This window comes from Mucilaginibacter sp. Mucisp86 (genome assembly GCF_047324315.1).
GTDB lineage: Bacteria > Bacteroidota > Bacteroidia > Sphingobacteriales > Sphingobacteriaceae > Mucilaginibacter.
This window is the reverse complement of the sequence record NZ_CP168503.1, coordinates 2,918,280-2,938,493: the sequence shown is the minus strand read 5'-3', so window position 1 is coordinate 2,938,493 and position 20,214 is coordinate 2,918,280. Positions and strand designations below refer to the sequence as shown.

The window sequence follows — 20,214 nt, the reverse complement described above, 5'->3', positions numbered from 1 at the left end:
GGTTCAGTTCAACATACCATCTATCTTAATTTAGTCGTTAAGATATTATCCATTAGTATTTTATTAATTTGGATAAGTTATTAACCTATTGCTTGAAACCGTACACATTTCATATCACCCTTTATGATGCTGCGTTTTTTGGAACGCTGTTCGTTGGTTTCACATTTATCCTGCTTTTATGGTTCACCAGGAAAGTAAACAGAGCTGCAAACCGATTTTTAGCAATGGCATTAGCAATAGCAGTTTTGTGGATAGCAAGGTTACTGGCCATTGATATTCAGCTGGCAAATTATGCTGTTTTTTGGAGCCGGTTACCAATGCAATTTTCGCTGGCTCTTGGTCCGCTTATTTACCTTTATGTACTTAAAACAACGCGACCTGAATATAAATTTCATAGCAGGGACCTGCTTCATTTCGCCCCCCTGTTATTGGAGTTAGGCGCCTGGATCATAGAAATTCAGGAAAGCATAAAAACTGGTGCTGCTACTTACAATACGCCGATCTACCAGCAATTAAACCCTTTATTACAGTTATTAGCATTTATTTCGGTGGCTGTTTACTTATACCGATGCCATACGTTGATCGAAAACTTTTACCGGCAATTAAAATTTAACGGAGGAGACCGGTACCGGCACGAAATGCGGTGGCTTCGAAACTTAATAACAGGTTTTGGGCTATTATGGCTGTTATGGATCCCTTTTACAGCCGCAGATTATTTTTATTACAATTATAAATTAAACCCGCAGGCTTATTATCCTTTGTACCTGCTGTTAATGTCGATGCTTACCTGGATTGCAGCAAGGGCTTTTTTAAGACCGGAAGTTAGTGCACAGGCAGATACCTTGCCAATTTTAAAACCATCACTACCGGCAGAACTGAGACAAAAAGGGATCTGGCTGAAAAGGACTGTTAAAGAAAACCACTACTACCAGGACCCTGAATTAACCTTAAGCTCCCTCGCTGCAAAGCTTAACCTGCACACCCATGAATTATCTCGGATCCTCAACACAGTGCTCAAAAAAAGCTTCAGTGATTTCATTAATGAATACCGGGTACAAGCCGCCGCGCGAAAAATGCATGACCCTGCAAACAACCATATTACCCTTTTAGGGATTGCATATGAATCCGGATTCAACTCCCAAAGTTCCTTTAACCGCATTTTTAAACAGGTAACCGGAAAAAGCCCGCTGGAATATAAAAATGACCTAAAAAAAGGTTTCCCATCTTATAAGTTGGGCAGTCATCATCAACTTGCGCCGGTAATTTCGAACCACGGAACCGCCCCTACGAGGTTTCGTGAGAAATTAAACCGCAATTTTATGTTCAAGAATTATTTCAAAATAGCATGGCGCAATTTAACACGCAATAAAAGCTATGCCGCCATTAATGTCACCGGCCTGGCTGTGGGTATTGCTGTTTGTATGGTGATCTTTATCATTATACAATTTCAAACAAGCTTTGATAATTTCCACCCCAATAAGGATCGTGCTTATCGTGTATTAACCGAATATCATCACGCAGAAACAGGGAATATTACCTATGGCAAGGATATCCCTTTTCCACTGCCCTTAGGATTAAAAACGGCTTTCCCTCAAATAGAACAGGTAGCACCAATTTTTGCAAGCCAAAATGATCAGCTGATTATACCCGATAATAATGGCGCAGTTACCAAAATGTTTAAGGAGCAAAGGGGACTGTTTTATACCAATCCGTCATTTTTTAAAATATTCAATTTTCCGCTTCTGGCGGGCTCGTATGCATCATTAAAAGACCCGGACAATGTGTTGCTTACCAAAGAGGTTGCTGAAAAGTATTTTGGCGATTGGAGAACGGCCATGGGCAAAACCATCAAACTGCAAATGGGCGGCTTTATGTTTGAGCATGGTACAGATGTACTAAGGGTTTCGGGCATCCTGGCAACCATTCCTCCCAACTCCGACTTTCAGCTAAAAGTTGTTGTTAGTTTCGGCACTGGATTTACCGGCGATTATTTATCAAAATCTACCGATTGGAACAGAACGGTAGCTGATTTTGGCTGTTATATTTTGTTGCCTGAAAGCCTTACTGCCGATAATTTTAACCGGCAGCTAAGAACATATTCACAAAAGGTAGAATCATCCGACAACAAGGACAGTCACATTATTCAGGCATTAAACGCCGTACATTATGATACCCAGGTTGGCAATTACAGCAATAAAACAATCAGTCATGATCTGCTTAACGTATTATGGCTGATAGCCGCCTTCATATTGTTAATTGCCTGTGTAAACTTTATTAACCTCTCTACCGCGCAGGCTGTTAACCGGGCTAAGGAAGTTGGCGTTAGGAAAGTTTTGGGGAGTAGTAAATCTCAGTTGCAGCTCCAGTTCATCGCCGAAACATTTTTGATAGTTGCAAGCGCTTTGATATTTGCTATAGTAATCACCTTTCTCGCGTTGCCCTATGTAAGCAAGCTTTTAGAACTGTCGCTTTCATTCAACATATTCAGCAATCCGGCCATTATCCTTTTCCTGCTAATTGTAACTGTTGCTGTAACTGCACTCGCCGGGTTTTATCCTTCCATTGTGTTATCGCGTTTCAATCCTGTTAATGCTTTAAAAAGCAAACTTACAACAGACCCTGCAAGTGGAATTTCATTAAGAAGGGGATTGGTGGTGTTTCAATTTATCATTGCGCAGGCATTGATCATCGGAACGCTTATCATTGTAAAGCAAATGAATTATTTTATGGATCAGCCTTTAGGTTTTGATAAAGAAACTATTGTCAATATTCCATTTCGGGTAGATAGCCTTAGAATGAGCCGGCTGAATTATTTGAGAAACCAGTTATTATCCGTAAACGGAGTGCAAGCGGTGTGTTACAGTTCAAATACCCCGATGGAAAATGGAAACGATACCTGGAGCGCAGTCAGGTTTGACCACGCAACAAAAGAAACAGATTTCAAAGCCATTACCAAATTTGCCGACGAGGGCTACGTACCCGCTTACAAGCTAAAACTGATAGCCGGCCGAAACCTTCAACCCTCCCCTTTTACCAGGGAGTTTTTGGTAAACAAATCCCTGGTAAAAAGTTTAGGGCTTAAAAGGCCGGAAGATATATTGAACAAAGAAATCAGCATATGGGATGGTGTAATAAAGTGCCCGGTTGTTGGCGTGTTAGAAGATTTTAATGACCGGTCTTTCCGGCACAGCCTTGCGCCCTTACTTATAGCAACAAACATCACCATGTATAATCAGGCAGGCATAAAGCTTAAAACAACGAATGTTTTTTCGACGATGCAATCTGTTAAACAAATATTTGAGAAAACATTTCCTGATTTTGTTTATGAATATCAGTTTCTTGATGATAAAATCGCCGGTTTTTACAAACAGGAAAATCAGTTAGCCCAATTGTATAAAATCTTTGCTGCAATTGCCATATTCCTGAGTTGCCTTGGGTTATATGGCTTAGCCTCATTCATGGCAGTACAGCGGATAAAGGAAGTAGGGATCCGTAAGGTACTTGGTGCTACCTCGGGCAGTATAGTTTACCTGTTTTCAAAAGAGTTCATCATACTTATCGTTATTGCTTTTGCTATAGCCACGCCTATTGCCTGGTATTACATGCACCAATGGCTGCAAGCTTATGTTTACCGCATAAATATCAGCTGGTGGTTATTTGCCATAGGCGGCATTGCAGCAACCATTATCGCGCTTGCAACAATAAGTTTCCAGGCCATAAAGGCAGCAAAAGCAAACCCGGTAAAAAGCCTGAGAAGTGAGTAGGAATTATGTATCGTTGCGATACATCCTCCACTGCTGAATATGCTAACAGAAGCCCGGCTGCGCCAGTATCAGTCGGGCTTTATTGTACGATGTTGTTTTGATTTTCTTAACTTTACAATATGAAAAACAGCCAGGCGCGTTCGTTATCTGCTTTTAACAGTGAGCTCAGGTTAAAAGGCTTTAATGTTTTCCAAATTGAAGAAGACGGACAGGCAACACGTTTTTACAGCCGGAAGGATTTTTACAAGATCTGCCTTACCACAGGCAAAAGTCTCATTCATTACGCCGACCGCAGCTTTGAGGCAGAAGGCACAGTATTGTTTTTCGGCAATCCGCACATCCCCTATTCCTGGGAAACTTTATCAACCACTTACGTAGGCTACGCCTGCCTGTTTTCGGAGGAATTTCTTAACATATCTGAGCGTTCGGATATCCTGCAGCAATCACCATTCTTCAAAATAGGCGGCACCCCTATTCTTACCATAACCGAACAACAACGGACATTTTTGAATACTATTTTTCAGAAAATGATTGAGGAGCAGCAAAGCGGCTATGCTTACAAAGACGACCTCATCCGTAATTATATTAACCTGATCCTGCATGAAGCCATGAAATTGCAGCCATCAGAAAACTTTGACCAGCATAAAAATGCAGCCTCCCGCATCACTGCTGTTTTCTTTGAACTGCTGGAGCGGCAATTCCCGATTGAAAGTCCGGATACCCCTCTGCAATTGAAATCGGCACAGGACTATGCACAAAACATGGCATTGCATATCAACTATTTAAACCGCGCGGTTAAAGAGGTTACGGGAAAACCAACAACAGCCCACATTGCCGAGCGCGTCATCAGCGAAGCCAAAGCCCTGTTACAACACACCGACTGGAACATCGCTGAAATAGCCTACGCACTTGGTTTTGAGTACCCGAGCTATTTTAACAACTATTTCAAACGCATGACAGGTACTACCCCTTCGTCCCTGCGTGCCCAGGAAGTTTGAAATCCTTAACTATTGGTTTGATACTCATAAACAGCAAAGGTAAGGCCGCCCTACTTTTGCACTATGAAAGATATCTTCGAAAGACTGAAAGCCGGAGAACTTGTCGGGCTGGATGACCCGGAATTTATGAAGGTAAACGAGGTGGTAAACCGCACGCTGTCTTTATCTCCGGCGCTCAATGCTGCAACCAGTGTGGACGAGGTACGAGAGAAGCTCAGCGAAATTATCGGAAGCCAAATTGACAACAGTACCACCATATTTGCGCCATTCCACACCAATTTGGGCCGCTTTATCAATATAGGCAAACATGTATTCATTAATCATGCCTGCTCTTTCCTGGACATGGGCGGTATTACCCTGGAAGACCATGTGCTTATAGGCCCTAAAGTAAACCTTATTACCGAGAATCACCCGCTTGACCCTACAGACCGCCGCGGGATGTTATGCAAACCCATTTTGATTAAACGAAATGCCTGGATTGGTGCGGGGGCAACCATTTTACCCGGTGTAATCATTGGCGAAAATGCCGTTGTTGCTGCAGGTGCTGTAGTCAGCAAGGACGTTGCGGACAACACAGTTGTCGGTGGGGTTCCGGCAAAGGTAATCAGGACCATTTTTTAATAAGAAAATTACATCCCATATGAAAAATTTAACAATTGTAGCGGCTGCGTTGCTGATGCTGTCAGGACAGGCCTACGCTCAATCAGACAAATTACAGAAGACAGAAAAAATGGAAGAAATATCGCCCAAGGGGTATACAACTTTTAAGGTAAGCGATAAGGTTACCATGTATGCTGTTACTTTCAAAAACCAATACCGGATGAACCTTGCAGGGCATCTTTTTATCCCCAAAAGTTTAGACCGGAATAAAAAGCACCCGGCTATCATTGTAGGCCATCCCATGGGTGCAGTAAAAGAACAAAGTGCCGATGTGTATGCATCCAATATGGCCGACAGGGGTTTCATTACTTTAGCCATCGACCTATCGTTCTGGGGCCAAAGTGAGGGCCAACCACGCAATGCTGTTTCGCCCGATATTTATGCCGAAGATTTCAGTGCGGCGGTTGACTTTCTTGGCAGCAGTACTTTTGCAGACAGGAACAGGATAGGCGTAATTGGTGTTTGCGGTAGTGGCAGTTTTGTGATCAGCGCAGCCAAAATTGACCCGCGCATGAAAGCAATAGCAACCGTAAGCATGTACGATATGGGCGCGGCGAACCGGAATGCGCTCCATCATTCATTAACCATCGACCAGCGCAAAAACATTATTTCTGCAGCAGCCGAACAACGCTATACCGAGTTCAATGGCGGTGAAATCAAATACACCGGCGGCACAGTACACAAGCTCGATGAGCATACTGACCCTATACAACGCGAGTTTTACGGATTTTACCGCACGCCGCGTGGAGAATACACGCCTAAGGGAAGCTCACCCGAACTTACTACACACCCAACATTAACCAGCAATGTTAAATTCATGAACTTTTATCCGTTCAATGATATCGAAACCATTTCACCGCGACCGATGCTTTTCATTACGGGTGATCATGCTCATTCGAGAGAGTTTAGCGAGGACGCATATCAACGTGCAGCCGAACCAAAAGAGTTGTATATTGTTCCGAATGCCGGGCATGTAGATTTGTACGACAAAACAGATTTAATCCCTTTTGACAAACTGGTTGATTTCTTTACAAAAAACCTTAATTAAGGTATCCCTGTTAAAACAGGGTTTTAAAAACGATAAAAAAGAATGGAAATTACAAGATTAGGCACTAAACCTTCTGCCAAAGGGCCGGCAGACTGGTTCACCGGCGCAGTACGGATTGACCCGCTATTTGATGCCAATGAGGCCCGCCGGGGAGTATCTGCTACCGTAACTTTTGAGCCGGGCGCAAGAACAGCCTGGCATACTCACCCCTTGGGACAAACCCTTATCATTGTTTCGGGACTTGGTTGGGTACAGCGCGAAGGCGGCCCTGTTCAGGAAGTGCGCCCTGGAGATGTGGTTTGGTTTGAACCTAACGAAAAGCACTGGCATGGTGCTTCGGCTGCCAATGGCATGAGCCATATAGCCATACAGGAAAACCTTAATGGCAAAGTGGTGGATTGGCTGGAACACGTAACAGATGACCAATACAATTTTACGCGATAGCAGAAATTGATACCGCTATTTCAATCCCAGTCGGTTACGCAAAAGATCCCGGTAGGTACTGCCTATCGGGATCTTTTCGCCATTAATAATAAGCTGGTGCACTTCAATCATGGTAATATGTTTGATAGCTACCACGTACGATTTATGCACCCTTAAAAAATCCCCTGCCGGCACAAGGTCAAAAATATCTCCCATGTTTTCGCGCACCAGGAGGTTTCTGTCTTTAAGGTGAACGGTGATATAGTTACCGTCTTTTTCCAGGTACAAGATCTCGCTCACCTTAACCTGATAGGTTTGCGGACCGCTTTTGATAAAAACGGTAGGCTCATCCTCTTTACTTACACCGTTTTTTGAAGACACACCCCCCGCCGCCTTGTTGATTGCCGCAAGAAAACGCTCAAACGTAATGGGCTTTAAGAGGTAGTCGAGCGCATTCAGGTCATAACTTTCAACAGCATAATGACTATAGGCTGTCGTAAAAATGATCAGCGGCCTTGGCGACAGCGTTTGCACCAATTGCATTCCGCTGATATCGGGCATATTGATATCGAGGAAGATCAGATCCACCTTTTCCCGGTTCAGGAATTCAATCGCCTTCACCGGTTCGCGAAATGTAGCCTTTAGATCAACCAGGCTTGTTTTATGGCAATAACGTTCTATTACTTCAAGCGCCTTTGGCTCATCATCAATGGCAATACAGGTTATCATACCAGGTCAAGTTCGAGTTTAACAATATATTTCCCTCCGTCCTCACTTATCTGCAGGCTGTGTTTGTCCGGATATAGCAGATCGAGCCGCCGCTTCACATTTTCGAGCCCGATACCGCTCTTTTCATCCTCCATCTTTTTAATAGTGCCATATTTTGTATTGATGCAGGAGAAACTCAACTTATGATCTGACAGGGTGATAGCAATATCTATCCCGGAGGTTTGGCCAATAGAAACGCCATGTTTAAAAGCATTTTCAACAAATGGGATAAACAGCATTGGCGCAACAACGGCGTTCCCGGTTTGCGCCGGATAATCAAATATCACTTTTACTTCATCATCTGCATAGCGCAGTTTATTCAGGGAGATGCAATCTTCCAGGTATGCTATCTCCTTATTTAGCGGTACGCCATCAGCATTACTGTCATAGATCATGTAGCGCATCATGCCAGAAAGTTTGGAGATGCCATCGGCAAGTTCGTCATTCCCTTTTTCCTGAGCCATCGAAAACAGGTTATTGAGTGTATTAAACAGAAAATGCGGGTTAATTTGCGATTTCAGGAATTTGATCTCGGTATTCAGCTGATATGCTTCCAGCTGATTGCGTACCAGTTCGTTCCGAGCCCACTCCTTCAAAAAGAAATAGGCTATGGAAAGACCCGCTGCGGTTAAGAAAATAAGCAACATGGTGAGCTGCATATGCATCCAGTTCCCCATCCCGAAAATTACATTACGGCCATCTATAAGATGAATATTGCCGCCCCCGCCTGCAGCGAAACCGGGAAGCGGAGGCACGGCAGGAAGGTTATTGTTTAATTTAGATACAACGAAAATGTAATTGGCCATGAAAACCAGTAAAAACCAGCCCGCCGCCATAGCTATGCCCGCAACTACGTTTTTATAACGGAGCACTTTTTTAAAGATCCAAAATATATTGCCGTAAAACAGCAGGGCCAAAAAAGCAAGTGTAATACGCGAATACGGAAAAACGGTATCGATCTGGCTCTTTTCCATCACCTTTCCGTTTTGAGTTATGCGCACCCTCACATTTGAGCCTGTTAACGAGGTCAGGGTATAATACACCCCTATCCAGAATGCCAGGTGGATCAGTATCTCAATGATATGTTTGGCTTTGATACGGCGCATTCGTCAAAGGTATATTAAGCCCCGGTTACTCATAAATTATTGATGTCAATATAATGATTTGGCAGCTAAACCGGCATTTTTTGAAATCCGGGGTTGATACCGCAGCCAATTTGTTTTTGACGGAGGTCCAAATAACAAATATCCTTTTTACAAGCATCTGAAAAAGGTGTTGGTACCAATGTTTTTAGCGCCTTGAAACGTCAACGTACAATTGCTTAAAAATATCCAAATTATGAAAAAGCAATTGCTAATATGCACCGCACTATTAACCTCGGTGTTCTCTGCATCGGCACAAAAACCCGACACCGCGCAGGTGTTGGTACACTACAAGTTTTCCCATATCAGGGACACTACTAACCGGGAGCACCCCTACACCGAAAACATGGTTTTGATTGTAGGTAAAAATGCGGGCGCTTACAAAAGTTATGATAAACAGTTGCAGGATGCGCTGTTCAAAAAGCAAGTTCAGGAGCAGATGGCCAACTCTCCCGACGGGCATGTTAATATCCAAAGACGGTCGTCCGGCTCGGGTGTGGAGTACTACCAATATCCGAACGGAAAAAAATTCTTCCGCAAAGAACCGTTGCTGTTCAACAACTATCTTATAACAGATGTGCTGCCATCGGTCGAATGGAAAATAAGCCGCGATACTGCAACCCTTGGTGGTTTACATTGCCAAAAAGCCATTACTCATTTTAAAGGCAGAGATTATACAGCATGGTTTTGCCCCGATTTGCCGCTGCATATAGGTCCCTGGAAACTCAATGGGCTACCGGGCGTAATTGTGGAAGCATATGATACCAAAAAGGAAGTTGTTTTTAAGTTTGACGGGGTTGAAAAAGCAGTAATCTCCACCCAAAAAGATGCACAGGTTGCCAGCCAGCCCCAGGGCAACCAGGGGCGAATGGTTATGATAGGCATGGACGATCAGCCCGGTGATCCTAACATCATCCAACCTCCTGTCAACGCCATCAAAACCACCGAAAAGGAATTTGCCAAATTGCAGGAGGCGATGCGTAAAGACCCTAATGCCTTTGCACAGTCAATGGCAGCAGCACAGGCGGCGAGCCAGGGCAGACCAGCCCCTAAAATCGATATCAGGATAGGCCCGCAGCCAGTGATCAACAACCCGATAGAATTGCCTGAAAAGAAATGAGCAGGATTATAACACAGCTATGGTTATCGCTTATAGCGTTGCTGTTTTCGGCCGCCTGCTTTGGTCAAAGTATTAGGGGTAGTGTAAAGGACAGTGCCGGCAGGGCTGTTCCTTACGCCACCCTTAACCTGAAGGATATAACTACCAACGGCATTATAAACTATGCCATAACTGATGCCAAAGGTGCTTATGCTTTAATCCTTCCGGCCAATACACCTGTAAGCAATTTGATGGTTGAAGTTCGCTGTGTGGGTTATAAAACCCAAAGCAAAAATATCATTGATGTGCAGGCCCTGGTTGATTTTGTGTTATCCGTTTCTATTAACCAGTTGCAGGCAGTGGTGGTAAAAAGCAGCCGGCCGGTACTCCGGACCAACGGCGATACCTTAAGCTATAAAGTATCCGATTTCAGCAGTGTGCAGGACAGGGTTATTGGCGATGTAATTAAAAAGCTGCCAGGCATAACGATTGCCTCCGATGGCAGGATCAGCTATAACAATAAACCTATCACTAACCTGTACATCGGCGGGGATAACTTGCTGGATGATAAATATAATATTGCTGCCAGCACCATTCCGCAGGGCGTGGTTGACCAGGTGCAGGTGCTCCAAAACCACCAGCCGGTTAAGGTACTTCAAAATAAAGTGATGAGCGATGATGTAGCGCTCAACCTCAGCTTTAAAAAAGGTGCTAAATTACAGATGGTAGGCCAGGAAAGCATCGGTGCCGGCTTGCCTGGAAATTATGATGTGGATTTAAATGCCATGATGTTTAAGGATAAATATAAGGCTATCAACTACCTCAAGGCCAACAACACGGGTAACGACTTGCAGGAGGACCTGGTATCGCACAATTATGCTGATTATATCCAGCGAATAGACAATGACGTGCCTGCCACGGTACTGTCGCTTGGTTCGGTTAATGATCCGGCTTTGTCACGCAACCGGTACCTGTTCAACAAGGCCGGCATCCTCAATCTCAATAACCTGGTCAACTTTAAAAAGAATGTGCAAATGAAGATCAATGCCTATTATTTGCACGATACCCGCCGGCAGGATTACAGCCAGCGCACCACCGTTTATTTACCCGGCGACACGGTACGCTATAACGAAACACAACATAACCGCTTTCGCCCGGACATACTGCATACTCAATTTACGCTGAATGTTAACCAGGACAAATATTACCTGAATAATGTGCTGCTGATGGATAACAACCGGTCGACCAATTATTCAGACCTGAACGCCAATGGCAGTATGGTGAACCAGGTTTTCAGGGACAACGCGCTGAACTTTTCAAATGAATTTAATTTGATCAAATCTTTAAGATCCAATAATATCATCCAGGCCTATTCTTATATCAGCCACTCGACCGAACCAGAGAGCAGAACTATTGGGCCGGACTTTAATAATGGGATATTTAACAACGGCATACCCTATGCCCTGTTGACGCAAAATGTAAATGTACCGGCATGGTACACCAATAACTATCTCTCTTTCAAGATACCGTCAAGCCTTATCACACAAAGCTTCAGGACAGGGTTCAGTGTTCAATCACAAAATTTAACATCTGATTTGAGCACCATTCAAAATAATAACTCAGTTAACCTCCAATCGGACAGTTCGATAAACCATTTAAACTGGACACGAAAAAAAATCTATACCGAAGCCGCCTACGATCTGCCAGGCGATATCCTGAAAGTGAACCTAACGCTGCCGCTGAGCCTGCAGCAGATCAATTATTCAGATAGCCTGTATTCGTTGCGCAAAAGCCTAACCCGGTTATATTTTAATCCTCAACTAAAGGTGAAATATCAAACCGGGCTCGAAAACTATCTGAATTTCCTTTACAGCTACCGCAACGAAACAGGTACTATTGAGGATATGTACCGGGGCTATATCCTGAAAGATTACCGCACGCTTTATGCCAACAATGCCGGTCTTACCGAAAGGCAAAATCAGATGGCAGCCTTGGGATTCAATTATCGTAAGGCGCTAACACTATTTTTCGCCAGTGTAAACGTACTTTATAACCATATCGCTTCCAATAACATCGCATCAGGGGTAATCACCAACAATCTGCAGCAACGCGTAGTGCTGCCATACCAAAACAGTACCGATTCGTGGACGGCGAACGGCACAGTCAGCAAATATTCCTTTGCATTAAAAACAACTTTTAGCGGAGGGATTCAATGGCAAAGCAATAAATCGGTACAGATCCAGAATAGTGCACTGCTGCCTTTCAATACCATTTCTACCACCCTTAATGCAGGCGTTGATACCAAAGTAAACGACCAGGTAAACTTTAGCTATAAAGCTATATTTACACAAACACACAGCCATTCGGTGGCAGAGGCCTCGGCCTATCACATTAACCAGTTACTTCAACAAGCTTCGGTAAATTATAACCCTGTAACCGATCTGCAGTTCAAGTTATCGGGCGAACATTACTTCACCCGCCAGCAGGGCAACCCCGATCTGAAATACTTTTTTGCAGATGCTTCGGCAAAACTCAGGGTAGAGCAATGGAAAACCGACCTGGAGCTAAGCGCCGCCAATTTCCTCAATGTAAAAACTTACAATACGCTTTACCTACCGGCCAATACATTGACCGCAAGCTCGTATACCCTACCGGGAAGAATTATACTGCTAAAAGTGATGTTTCATATTTGAAGGGATATTCCTGCCTCATCAGTGCAACTGTCTGGTGAAGTCAGGTCTTCTACGAGAGATCCTGATGAAATGTAATTTTATCATTAATAGAAAAAATGTCATTTCGACGAACCAAGGGTAGGGATTTGTGCGCCGGAGGTGAGGAGAAATCTTCTACACCCTACTTTTACAAGTATAGTTGTGAAGCCTGATGTAGAAGATTTCTCTTTCGCGCCACCACGCAGCCCACTCCTGCTCTATCGAAATGACATTTTCTTTTTTAAAGGCGTATACACATGGTTGTTTTCGACGAGAAAATTGCACAATCCTTCGCTTTATCCCAAACAAAAAGCCGGTCAATAAACCGGCGCCCAAACCCTGCAATAAAGCAGACATTTATTTCTCTTTGTTTGTAAGGATAACGCCCTGTTTCTGTCATTATTGCGCTTAAAAAAATATACTTTAAAAACAGCTTTTTGATCATTTTTACCTTATACTTTTGGTTATCAATCTCTCCAAAACCATCAGTATGACCGCCGAAAACAAATTCAACACAGTCACAAAATCACACACTTACGTTCTCAGCTTTGAAGACATTAACCGTTCAAAGCTCATGACCGTGGGAGGCAAAGGTGCCAACCTGGGAGAGCTCTCGCGCATCGAGGGAATACAAGTGCCCGAAGGTTTTTGCATTACTACCGAAGCCTTTAAAGAAGTAACCGAAAATAACATTGAGCTTAACGGTTTACTGGATGAACTAATGAGTTTAAAGACAGAAGAAAGAGAAAGTATCAGCCGGATAAGCGCAAAAATCCGTGCGGCTATCGAAAATGCTTCTATTACTGAAGATATAGTCGATGAGATTACAAACCATATTACAAAGTTTGATAACAACCAGGCCTTTGCGGTACGATCCAGCGCTACGGCCGAAGACCTTCCGACAGCTTCGTTTGCAGGCCAGCAGGATACCTATCTGAATATTATCGGTAAAAACGAAATTCTGAAGCATATCAGCAAATGCTGGGCATCATTGTTTACCGACAGGGCGGTGACCTATCGCATTCAAAACGGTTTCGACCATCGTAAGGTTTACTTAGCTGTTGTTGTCCAAAAAATGGTTTTCCCACAGGCAGCGGGGATTTTGTTTACTGCCGATCCGGTTACCGGTAACAGAAAAACCGTATCTATCGATGCAGGTTTCGGGCTTGGCGAGGCCATGGTTTCGGGTTTGGTGAATGCTGATAATTATAAAGTACACACGGGAGAGATCATCGACAAGAAAATTCCTGCCAAAAAGATGGCCATTTATGCATCAAAAGATGGCGGCACAAAACACCAGCAGCTTGAGCCAGAGGTGCAAATCAGGCCGGTACTCACAGACGAGCAGATTTTACAGCTTGAGCACATTGGCAGAAGGCTTGAAAAACATTTCGGTAATCCGCAGGATATTGAATGGTGTTTGGCCGGCGATGCATTTTATATTGTTCAAAGCAGGCCCATCACTACTTTATACCCGGTTCCCGAAGCCAATGATCATGAAAACCACGTTTACATATCTGTAGGCCATCAGCAAATGATGACCGATGCCATGAAACCATTAGGACTATCTTTATGGCAGCTAACATCTGTACGGCCGATGTATAAAGCGGGCGGAAGGTTATTTGTTGACGTTGCAGACAGCCTGGCTTCTGCCGCCGGCAGGGAAGCTTTGCTGAATGCGATGGCGCAACATGACCCACTTATAAAAGATGCAATTATGAGCATCATAGACCGTGGCGATTTCATAAAATTGGTGCCAAATACACAACCTGCTCCCGGTAAAAACGCACCGGTTAACCCTGCCTTAGCTCCCCCGGCACCCATAGAAAACGACCCGGAAATTGCAGCTAACCTGATTAAGCAAAGCCTGGCATCAGTAGAAGTGTTGAAACAAAATATCCTGACAAAATCAGGAACTGATCTGTTTGATTTTATTATCGAAGATCTCCAGGGACTAAGGAGAGGTTTATTTACCCCGCAAAGCCTGGCTATGATCATGGCTGCAATCAGCGCATCATCATGGATCAATGAAAAAATGAGCGAGTGGCTGGGTGAAAAGAATGCAGCAGATATAGTTTCCCAGTCTGTATCAAACAATATCACTTCAGAAATGGGACTGGAATTGCTGAATGTTGCGGATGTGATCCGTCCGTATCCTGAAGTAATTGATTATCTGCAACACACAAAAGATGATACCTTTTTGAATGAACTGGTAAAATTTACCGGCGGCGAGGAAACCCGCGACGCTATCGTTACTTATCTTAACAAATACGGGATGCGCTGCGCCGGCGAAATAGATATTACTAAAACACGCTGGAGCGAAAAACCAATGATCCTGGTTCCAATGCTTCTCAATAATATCAAAAATTTTGCCCCCGGTGAAGCTGCCCGAAAATTTGAGAATGGATTGCAGGAAGCTTTGAAAAAAGAACAGGAACTGCTGGATAAATTGAAGCAATTACCCGATGGAGAACCAAAGGCCGGAGAAACGAAACAAAAGATAGGCCTGCTCCGCAATTTTGCCGGGTATCGTGAATATCCTAAATATGGCATTGTTAGCCGCAGCTTTGTTTATAAACAGGCACTGCTAAAGGAAGCCGAAAAGCTGGTACATGCCGGCCTGATCCATGAAAAAGAGGATATCTATTATCTCCAATTTGATGAGCTGCGCGAAGTAGTACGCACAGGTGAGCTGGATTACCAGATTATCAACCGACGAAAAGATGAGCATAAATTACATGAAAAACTAAACCCGCCTCGTGTTATCACTTCCGACGGCGAAATTATCGTGGGCAGGTATCAACGGGAGGCTCGTCCCGCAGACGCTATCATAGGTCTGCCCGTATCTGCCGGAATCATTGAGGGCCGGGCGCGCGTGATCCTAAACATGGAAGATGCAGACCTGGGAGATGAAGATATTTTAATCACAAGATTTACCGACCCCAGCTGGACACCATTATTTGTATCTATAAAAGGACTGGTAACCGAAGTCGGCGGACTGATGACCCACGGCGCAGTTATAGCACGTGAATATGGCTTGCCGGCCATTGTCGGGGTGGAAAACGCTGTAAACCTGATCAGGGATGGGCAACGGATCAGGGTAAACGGCACGGATGGGTATGTAGAGATCTTGTAGCTTAATACTTATTGGAATTGTACCGGAAAATGAATACTTTTAATAATACACCAACCATAAACCCAACCACACATGTTTGCTCACTTTAAAGAACGCATCAGCTTAGGTTCTCTTGAGATCAATTTTTTGTTTGATGGCGATGATACAGATGGCACGCTTGTACAATTTGAGCTCGTAGTTCCGCCCGGAGCGAAAGTACCGGCGCCTCATTTTCATGTTGATGTAGACGAAACGCTGTATATATTGGAAGGGACGCTTACACAATTGATAGGCACAGAAATGCGGGAGCTACAACCGGGCGATCATTGCTTTATAAAAAGGGGAACTATTCATGGTTTCAACAACCTGCACGATAAAACAGCAAGGGCACTCTGCACGCTTTCTCCGGCATCTATAGGCCCGGCATATTTCCGCGAAATTGCAGCGGTGATCAATCCTGGTGGTCCACCGGATATGCAAAAGATCCTAACCATCATGAAAGGTCACGGGCTTGAACTGGTGAAACCCGCATAGGCCGCTACCCAAATCACGATTTAAAATCGGCAGATATAGTAACCGGCTTCCATTGTTCCAGCTCGGCAGCCATTATGCCAAGCTTTTCAGAAGCCCGTTTATAGGCATCCTCTCCCAAATAAAGATGGAGCGGTGGTTCTGTCATTTCTGTAAGGCCGATCATGATCTCCGATGCCTTTTCAGGATCGCCGGGTTGTTTGCCATCGGCGGCGAGGTAACGCTGCTGGGCATTTTTAACTGCATGATACCCTCCAATATGGCTTTCGGTAAAAGCCAATGAGCCCGCAGTAAGAAATCCCGTACGGAAACCTGATGGTTCAACCACCGTTACTTTGATACCAAACTCTTTAAGATCAAGTGCCAGCACTTCCGAAAATGCGGCAATGGCGGCCTTAGTAGCCGAATAAACCGACCAGCCCGGTGCGCCAACAAAACCCGCTACCGAACCTATATTGATAATATATCCAGAACCTTGACTACGCATAACAGGCAGCACAGCCTTGGTTACATCAATCGTGGCCAACACGTTAACACTGAAAATATCATGGATCTTTTGCCGTTCGGTTTCTTCAATCGTACCGGCCATACCATAACCGGCGTTGTTAACCAATACATCAATTTGTCCAAAAGCGTTGAGTGTTTCACGGATGGATTCTTCTATACAATCCGGGTTGCTCAAATCAACAGCCAAAGGCAAAAACCTGTCTGTATCAATGATCCCTACTGCTTGTTTCAGGGATTGCGCGTTACGTGACGTTGCAACTACGCGATAGCCTTTTTCTAATAGCTTTTTTACAAGGGTAAGTCCCAATCCCTGGGAGGCCCCGGTTACATACCATACTTTTGCTGAGTTCATGGTTTGATTTTTTTAAGCATGAGTCATCCGGCCTGCATTTCAGCAGCCTGCAAACCCATACTGGTATTACTTATAAACTTGTTTTTACGCCTGGTTTAAGGATCTTAAGCTGTCCGCCAATCCCCAGCGCATCAAATGATTGTTGTAGCATCTCGCCTGTTTCGGTATAATGCGACCAGCCCTCAAAATGCACCGGTATAATCGTAGCATCGGGGAAGGCAAAAGCCGTATCAATAGCATCATTAGTGCCCATAGTTACATTAAACGGACCACGGGGTTTGGCTGCACCGGCAAATATGAATACATATTGCGGTTTAAACTTTTCTGCAACCTCTTTCACCCCGTCATAAAACACAGTATCGCCGGTAAAATAAATTTGAAGCCCTTCCACAGTTACAATAAAGCCGGTTACATCGCCGGTAAGTTTTTCGCTGCCTGCAGGGCCATGCCTTGCAGGTGTACCGGTTACCACTACTTCATCATTTAACTGGATACTTTCCCAGGGTGAAAGGCCTATGGTGTTGCCGCCTAATCTTTCGGCTCCTATTTTAGTTGTTAATGTTTTATCAACCTGTTTCAGCAACTCCCGCCCTGCATTATCGAGGTTATCGCCATGCTGGTCATGGCTTAGCAAAACCACATCTATTTTACCAATTTCCGTAGTAGCCGGGCCTTCGGTTTTATGGTAAGCGGGCTTATCATTGATCATGAATTGCTCACCGGCCGGGTCAAGTGTTGGGTCGGTCATAAGCCTTAAACCGCCGATCTCTAAAATAACGGTCGGGCCGCCCAGGTAGGTTACATTAACTTCATTTTTCATGGGTTCATGATTTTGGTAGTATCTTCAATTATGGATTGCATCAGGTCGGCAGCCTTTTTATGTTTCAATATCGGCGCTATCTGCCCACCCCAGAATAAAATCATATCCCATTTTTGCTGTTCAAGCGCGGCTTTTCTTAATGGGGCCATAAAGGTTGTTTGTAATGGGAAGGGTAAAAAACCCGCTTCTTTGCCAATCAGATCTTTGGCTACCCGGCTGGTAATACCACGGCCAAGCCTGCCGGTAAACGCGCGGGATAAGGTGGTATACTTAGCCGCATCCGAAAAAAGCATTTGCCTGTGGATTGGGAGCGCGCCCGATTCGTCACAGGCTAAAAATGCAGTGCCTATTTGCGCTGCATCAGCGCCCAGCATTAAGGCTGCTGCTACTCCCCTGCCACTGGCAATGCCGCCTGCAGCAATAACCGGAGTTTTAATTTTGTCTTTGATCAGCTGCAGCAATACAAAAGTGCCGGTAGTTGATGCTTCTGCCGGGGCAAGGAACGATGGCCTGTGGCCACCGGCTTCAAAGCCCGATGCGATGATCATATTTACGCCGGTAGCTTCTAAAGCAATGGCCTCATCCAGTGTAGTAGCCGCACCAACGGTGACAATGCCTAACCTGCGACATTGCTCCATGATGTCGGCGGATAATGTACCAAACATAAAACTGAAAACTTTTGGGCGAAGGTCAAGAATGGCCTGTAACTGATTTTCAAACCGCAGCTTAAAAGGCGCCGGTTTTGGTGGTACCGGGATTCCGGCCTCATCAAAATATGGCTTAAATAGTTGCGATGCATGTTCATACTGTTCATCAGTAGCTTCGCCGTTGGGCGCATCGGTTTCCGAAACCCATAGGTTGATATTATACGGCTTGTTGGTTGCCGCCCTGATCTGTTTATCAACCTCAACAATTTCAGGCGCGCTGAGGGTATACGCCCCATAACCACCCAAACCGCCGGCATTTGATACCGCGGCCACCAATTCGGCCGACGATAGATTGCCGCCAAAAGGCCCCTGCATAATCGGATAATCTATGCCCAGTATCTCTGTTGCTTTTGTGTTATACCACATGATTTTATTATTATTTGCTTGTATCGCTGATCATTTTATTTACGATGAGCCACTTACCGTCAATTTTATGAAACGATAAAAACTCATAGTAGTTAAAATCATACATTTTCACCGTTACTTCGGCAACGGCAATTGAGTTTACTGTTTTAACAAAAATAATCTTCCCTTCAAATGGTTTACCCGAATCTTTAGGACTTTGCCTGTTTTTTACACCGTCCAGATAAACATCTAATGTTTTTGCATAGGGTTGCCCTTTCACGTCGCCAAAAAGCAGGGTGCCTGTATTCATCACCTGTTTTAACAAATCCACATCACCTTCATAAATCCCTTTGAAGTAGTAAGTTTCAAGCGCCTGTTCAATGGCTGCTTTGTCTTGATTGTTAGTTTCCATTTTGCTTTTGCTTTGTGCCTTTATGCCCTGCAATGTGCAGAGCATAAAAGCTGTTAATAAAAGGGTTTTCATTTTAATTTAAGTTACGGCCTGCAGCGGTGCCACCGTCAACATTGATGATGGCGCCGGTAATAAAATTGCTTTTGGCAACAGAGTAAGCCATTTGTGCAATATCTTCAACTTCACCAACACGGTTTAGCAAGTGTAAGCCTGCAGTTTGATCGGCATTGTCGCCGTGCATTGGCGTACGGATAGTACCCGGTGCAATGGTATTTACCCTGATGTTATCTTTACCAAACTCGCCGGCCAGTTGTATAGTAAGTGCATGTACCGCTCCTTTTGAAGCCATTTGTGCGGTGATAGGAACCCCGCTAAGCGCATGGTTAACCAAGGGTGTGCCTATATTGATCACTACGCCATCATGCTGTTTAATCATTTGAGGGATTACGGCCTGGGTAGTAAAGTAAGTACCCTTAAGGTTGGTATCTAAAAAACGATCGAGGTATGCCTCATCAACCTCAAGGAACGGCCTTGTTTCGAAAATCCCGGCATTATTGATCAATACATCAACGCCGCCAAATTTATCAACAGCTGTTTGGGCCAGCTTTTCGCCTGTTGCTTTATCACTTACACTACCTGCAACCATGGCCAGGTTTTCGCCAGCCCCAAGTTCCTGGTAAACAGCTTCCAGTTTATCGGCAGTTGTTGAATTGATTACTACGTTATCGCCCATTTCTAAAAAATGACGGGCTATTTCTTTACCGATACCGGATGATGCCCCGGTAACGATTATTGTTTGTTTTTTCATTGTT

16 protein-coding genes are annotated in these 20,214 nt (G+C 44.4%); 9 read left to right on the top strand and 7 right to left on the bottom strand.

The window, feature by feature from the left end; genetic code table 11:
* Positions 1–224: 224 nt before the first annotated feature.
* The 5 genes from ACEN9X_RS12535 (at position 225) to ACEN9X_RS12515 (ending at position 6,914) form a co-directional block, all read left to right on the top strand.
* Entirely contained in the window at positions 225–3,764 is a 3,540-nt protein-coding gene (locus ACEN9X_RS12535) for an ABC transporter permease (RefSeq protein WP_413670685.1), read from the top strand.
* 119 nt (positions 3,765–3,883) lie between these two features.
* Positions 3,884–4,762: a helix-turn-helix domain-containing protein gene (locus tag ACEN9X_RS12530; RefSeq protein ID WP_413670684.1), complete on the top strand. Its 879-nt coding sequence runs from the start codon at positions 3,884–3,886 to the stop codon at positions 4,760–4,762.
* A gap of 63 nt (positions 4,763–4,825) precedes the next feature.
* Positions 4,826–5,383: a DapH/DapD/GlmU-related protein gene (locus tag ACEN9X_RS12525; RefSeq protein WP_413670683.1), complete on the top strand. Its 558-nt coding sequence runs from the start codon at positions 4,826–4,828 to the stop codon at positions 5,381–5,383.
* Between the two features lie 19 nt (positions 5,384–5,402).
* The gene (locus tag ACEN9X_RS12520; protein WP_413670682.1) at positions 5,403–6,470 is read left to right on the top strand and encodes an alpha/beta hydrolase; all 1,068 of its coding nucleotides are present in this window, start codon (positions 5,403–5,405) and stop codon (positions 6,468–6,470) included.
* 42 nt (positions 6,471–6,512) lie between these two features.
* Positions 6,513–6,914 (top strand): cupin domain-containing protein, encoded by a 402-nt coding sequence (locus ACEN9X_RS12515; protein WP_413670681.1) that lies wholly within the window; start codon positions 6,513–6,515, stop codon positions 6,912–6,914.
* Between the two features lie 15 nt (positions 6,915–6,929).
* Here the strand turns inward: ACEN9X_RS12515 and ACEN9X_RS12510 are convergent, their stop codons facing one another.
* Positions 6,930–7,622, bottom strand: coding sequence for a LytR/AlgR family response regulator transcription factor (locus ACEN9X_RS12510; RefSeq protein WP_413670680.1), 693 nt, complete (start codon positions 7,620–7,622; stop codon positions 6,930–6,932).
* On the bottom strand, positions 7,619–8,767 hold the full coding sequence (locus ACEN9X_RS12505; protein WP_413670679.1) for a sensor histidine kinase: 1,149 nt from the start codon (positions 8,765–8,767) through the stop codon (positions 7,619–7,621). Before ACEN9X_RS12505 ends, ACEN9X_RS12510 begins: the two co-directional genes overlap by 4 nt.
* A gap of 232 nt (positions 8,768–8,999) precedes the next feature.
* Here ACEN9X_RS12505 and ACEN9X_RS12500 point away from each other — a divergent pair, with 232 nt between their 5' ends.
* The 4 genes from ACEN9X_RS12500 to ACEN9X_RS12485 all read left to right on the top strand — a co-directional run bounded on the left by ACEN9X_RS12500 (position 9,000) and on the right by ACEN9X_RS12485 (position 16,262).
* The gene (locus ACEN9X_RS12500; protein ID WP_413670678.1) at positions 9,000–9,923 is read left to right on the top strand and encodes a GLPGLI family protein; all 924 of its coding nucleotides are present in this window, start codon (positions 9,000–9,002) and stop codon (positions 9,921–9,923) included.
* Entirely contained in the window at positions 9,920–12,595 is a 2,676-nt protein-coding gene (locus ACEN9X_RS12495; RefSeq protein WP_413670677.1) for a carboxypeptidase regulatory-like domain-containing protein, read from the top strand. Before ACEN9X_RS12500 ends, ACEN9X_RS12495 begins: the two co-directional genes overlap by 4 nt.
* A gap of 508 nt (positions 12,596–13,103) precedes the next feature.
* Positions 13,104–15,749 carry a phosphoenolpyruvate synthase gene (gene ppsA / locus ACEN9X_RS12490; protein WP_413670676.1) on the top strand — a complete coding sequence of 882 codons (2,646 nt, stop codon included), beginning with the start codon at positions 13,104–13,106 and terminating at the stop codon, positions 15,747–15,749.
* Between the two features lie 72 nt (positions 15,750–15,821).
* The gene (locus ACEN9X_RS12485; protein ID WP_413670675.1) at positions 15,822–16,262 is read left to right on the top strand and encodes a cupin domain-containing protein; all 441 of its coding nucleotides are present in this window, start codon (positions 15,822–15,824) and stop codon (positions 16,260–16,262) included.
* Between the two features lie 13 nt (positions 16,263–16,275).
* Here the strand turns inward: ACEN9X_RS12485 and ACEN9X_RS12480 are convergent, their stop codons facing one another.
* The 5 genes from ACEN9X_RS12480 to ACEN9X_RS12460 all read right to left on the bottom strand — a co-directional run bounded on the left by ACEN9X_RS12480 (position 16,276) and on the right by ACEN9X_RS12460 (position 20,210).
* Positions 16,276–17,118, bottom strand: coding sequence for an SDR family NAD(P)-dependent oxidoreductase (locus tag ACEN9X_RS12480; protein WP_413670674.1), 843 nt, complete (start codon positions 17,116–17,118; stop codon positions 16,276–16,278).
* Positions 17,119–17,188: 70 nt separating this feature from the next.
* Complete coding sequence (locus tag ACEN9X_RS12475; protein ID WP_413670673.1) at positions 17,189–17,938, bottom strand: MBL fold metallo-hydrolase; 750 nt, start codon at positions 17,936–17,938, stop codon at positions 17,189–17,191.
* Positions 17,935–19,011 (bottom strand): NAD(P)H-dependent flavin oxidoreductase, encoded by a 1,077-nt coding sequence (locus ACEN9X_RS12470; RefSeq protein WP_413670672.1) that lies wholly within the window; start codon positions 19,009–19,011, stop codon positions 17,935–17,937. The genes ACEN9X_RS12475 and ACEN9X_RS12470 overlap by 4 nt, the downstream gene beginning before the upstream one ends.
* A gap of 10 nt (positions 19,012–19,021) precedes the next feature.
* Complete coding sequence (locus tag ACEN9X_RS12465) at positions 19,022–19,474, bottom strand: nuclear transport factor 2 family protein (RefSeq protein ID WP_091222729.1); 453 nt, start codon at positions 19,472–19,474, stop codon at positions 19,022–19,024.
* A gap of 1 nt (position 19,475) precedes the next feature.
* On the bottom strand, positions 19,476–20,210 hold the full coding sequence (locus tag ACEN9X_RS12460; RefSeq protein ID WP_413670671.1) for an SDR family NAD(P)-dependent oxidoreductase: 735 nt from the start codon (positions 20,208–20,210) through the stop codon (positions 19,476–19,478).
* Positions 20,211–20,214 lie beyond the last annotated feature (4 nt).

Excerpts from the sequence above, each read along its gene's own strand:
- ACEN9X_RS12525 (WP_413670683.1), top strand. The coding sequence starts at position 4,826 with ATGAAAGATATCTTCGAAAGACTGAAAGCCGGAGAACTTGTCGGGCTG.
- ACEN9X_RS12460 (WP_413670671.1), bottom strand. The coding sequence starts at position 20,210 with ATGAAAAAACAAACAATAATCGTTACCGGGGCATCATCCGGTATCGGT.
- ACEN9X_RS12465 (WP_091222729.1), bottom strand. The coding sequence starts at position 19,474 with ATGAAAACCCTTTTATTAACAGCTTTTATGCTCTGCACATTGCAGGGC.
- ppsA (WP_413670676.1), top strand. The coding sequence starts at position 13,104 with ATGACCGCCGAAAACAAATTCAACACAGTCACAAAATCACACACTTAC.
- ACEN9X_RS12500 (WP_413670678.1), top strand. The coding sequence starts at position 9,000 with ATGAAAAAGCAATTGCTAATATGCACCGCACTATTAACCTCGGTGTTC.
- ACEN9X_RS12515 (WP_413670681.1), top strand. The coding sequence starts at position 6,513 with ATGGAAATTACAAGATTAGGCACTAAACCTTCTGCCAAAGGGCCGGCA.
- ACEN9X_RS12475 (WP_413670673.1), bottom strand. The coding sequence starts at position 17,938 with ATGAAAAATGAAGTTAATGTAACCTACCTGGGCGGCCCGACCGTTATT.
- ACEN9X_RS12480 (WP_413670674.1), bottom strand. The coding sequence starts at position 17,118 with ATGAACTCAGCAAAAGTATGGTATGTAACCGGGGCCTCCCAGGGATTG.
- ACEN9X_RS12530 (WP_413670684.1), top strand. The coding sequence starts at position 3,884 with ATGAAAAACAGCCAGGCGCGTTCGTTATCTGCTTTTAACAGTGAGCTC.
- ACEN9X_RS12470 (WP_413670672.1), bottom strand. The coding sequence starts at position 19,011 with ATGTGGTATAACACAAAAGCAACAGAGATACTGGGCATAGATTATCCG.
- ACEN9X_RS12505 (WP_413670679.1), bottom strand. The coding sequence starts at position 8,767 with ATGCGCCGTATCAAAGCCAAACATATCATTGAGATACTGATCCACCTG.
- ACEN9X_RS12495 (WP_413670677.1), top strand. The coding sequence starts at position 9,920 with ATGAGCAGGATTATAACACAGCTATGGTTATCGCTTATAGCGTTGCTG.
- ACEN9X_RS12535 (WP_413670685.1), top strand. The coding sequence starts at position 225 with ATGGCATTAGCAATAGCAGTTTTGTGGATAGCAAGGTTACTGGCCATT.
- ACEN9X_RS12510 (WP_413670680.1), bottom strand. The coding sequence starts at position 7,622 with ATGATAACCTGTATTGCCATTGATGATGAGCCAAAGGCGCTTGAAGTA.
- ACEN9X_RS12520 (WP_413670682.1), top strand. The coding sequence starts at position 5,403 with ATGAAAAATTTAACAATTGTAGCGGCTGCGTTGCTGATGCTGTCAGGA.
- ACEN9X_RS12485 (WP_413670675.1), top strand. The coding sequence starts at position 15,822 with ATGTTTGCTCACTTTAAAGAACGCATCAGCTTAGGTTCTCTTGAGATC.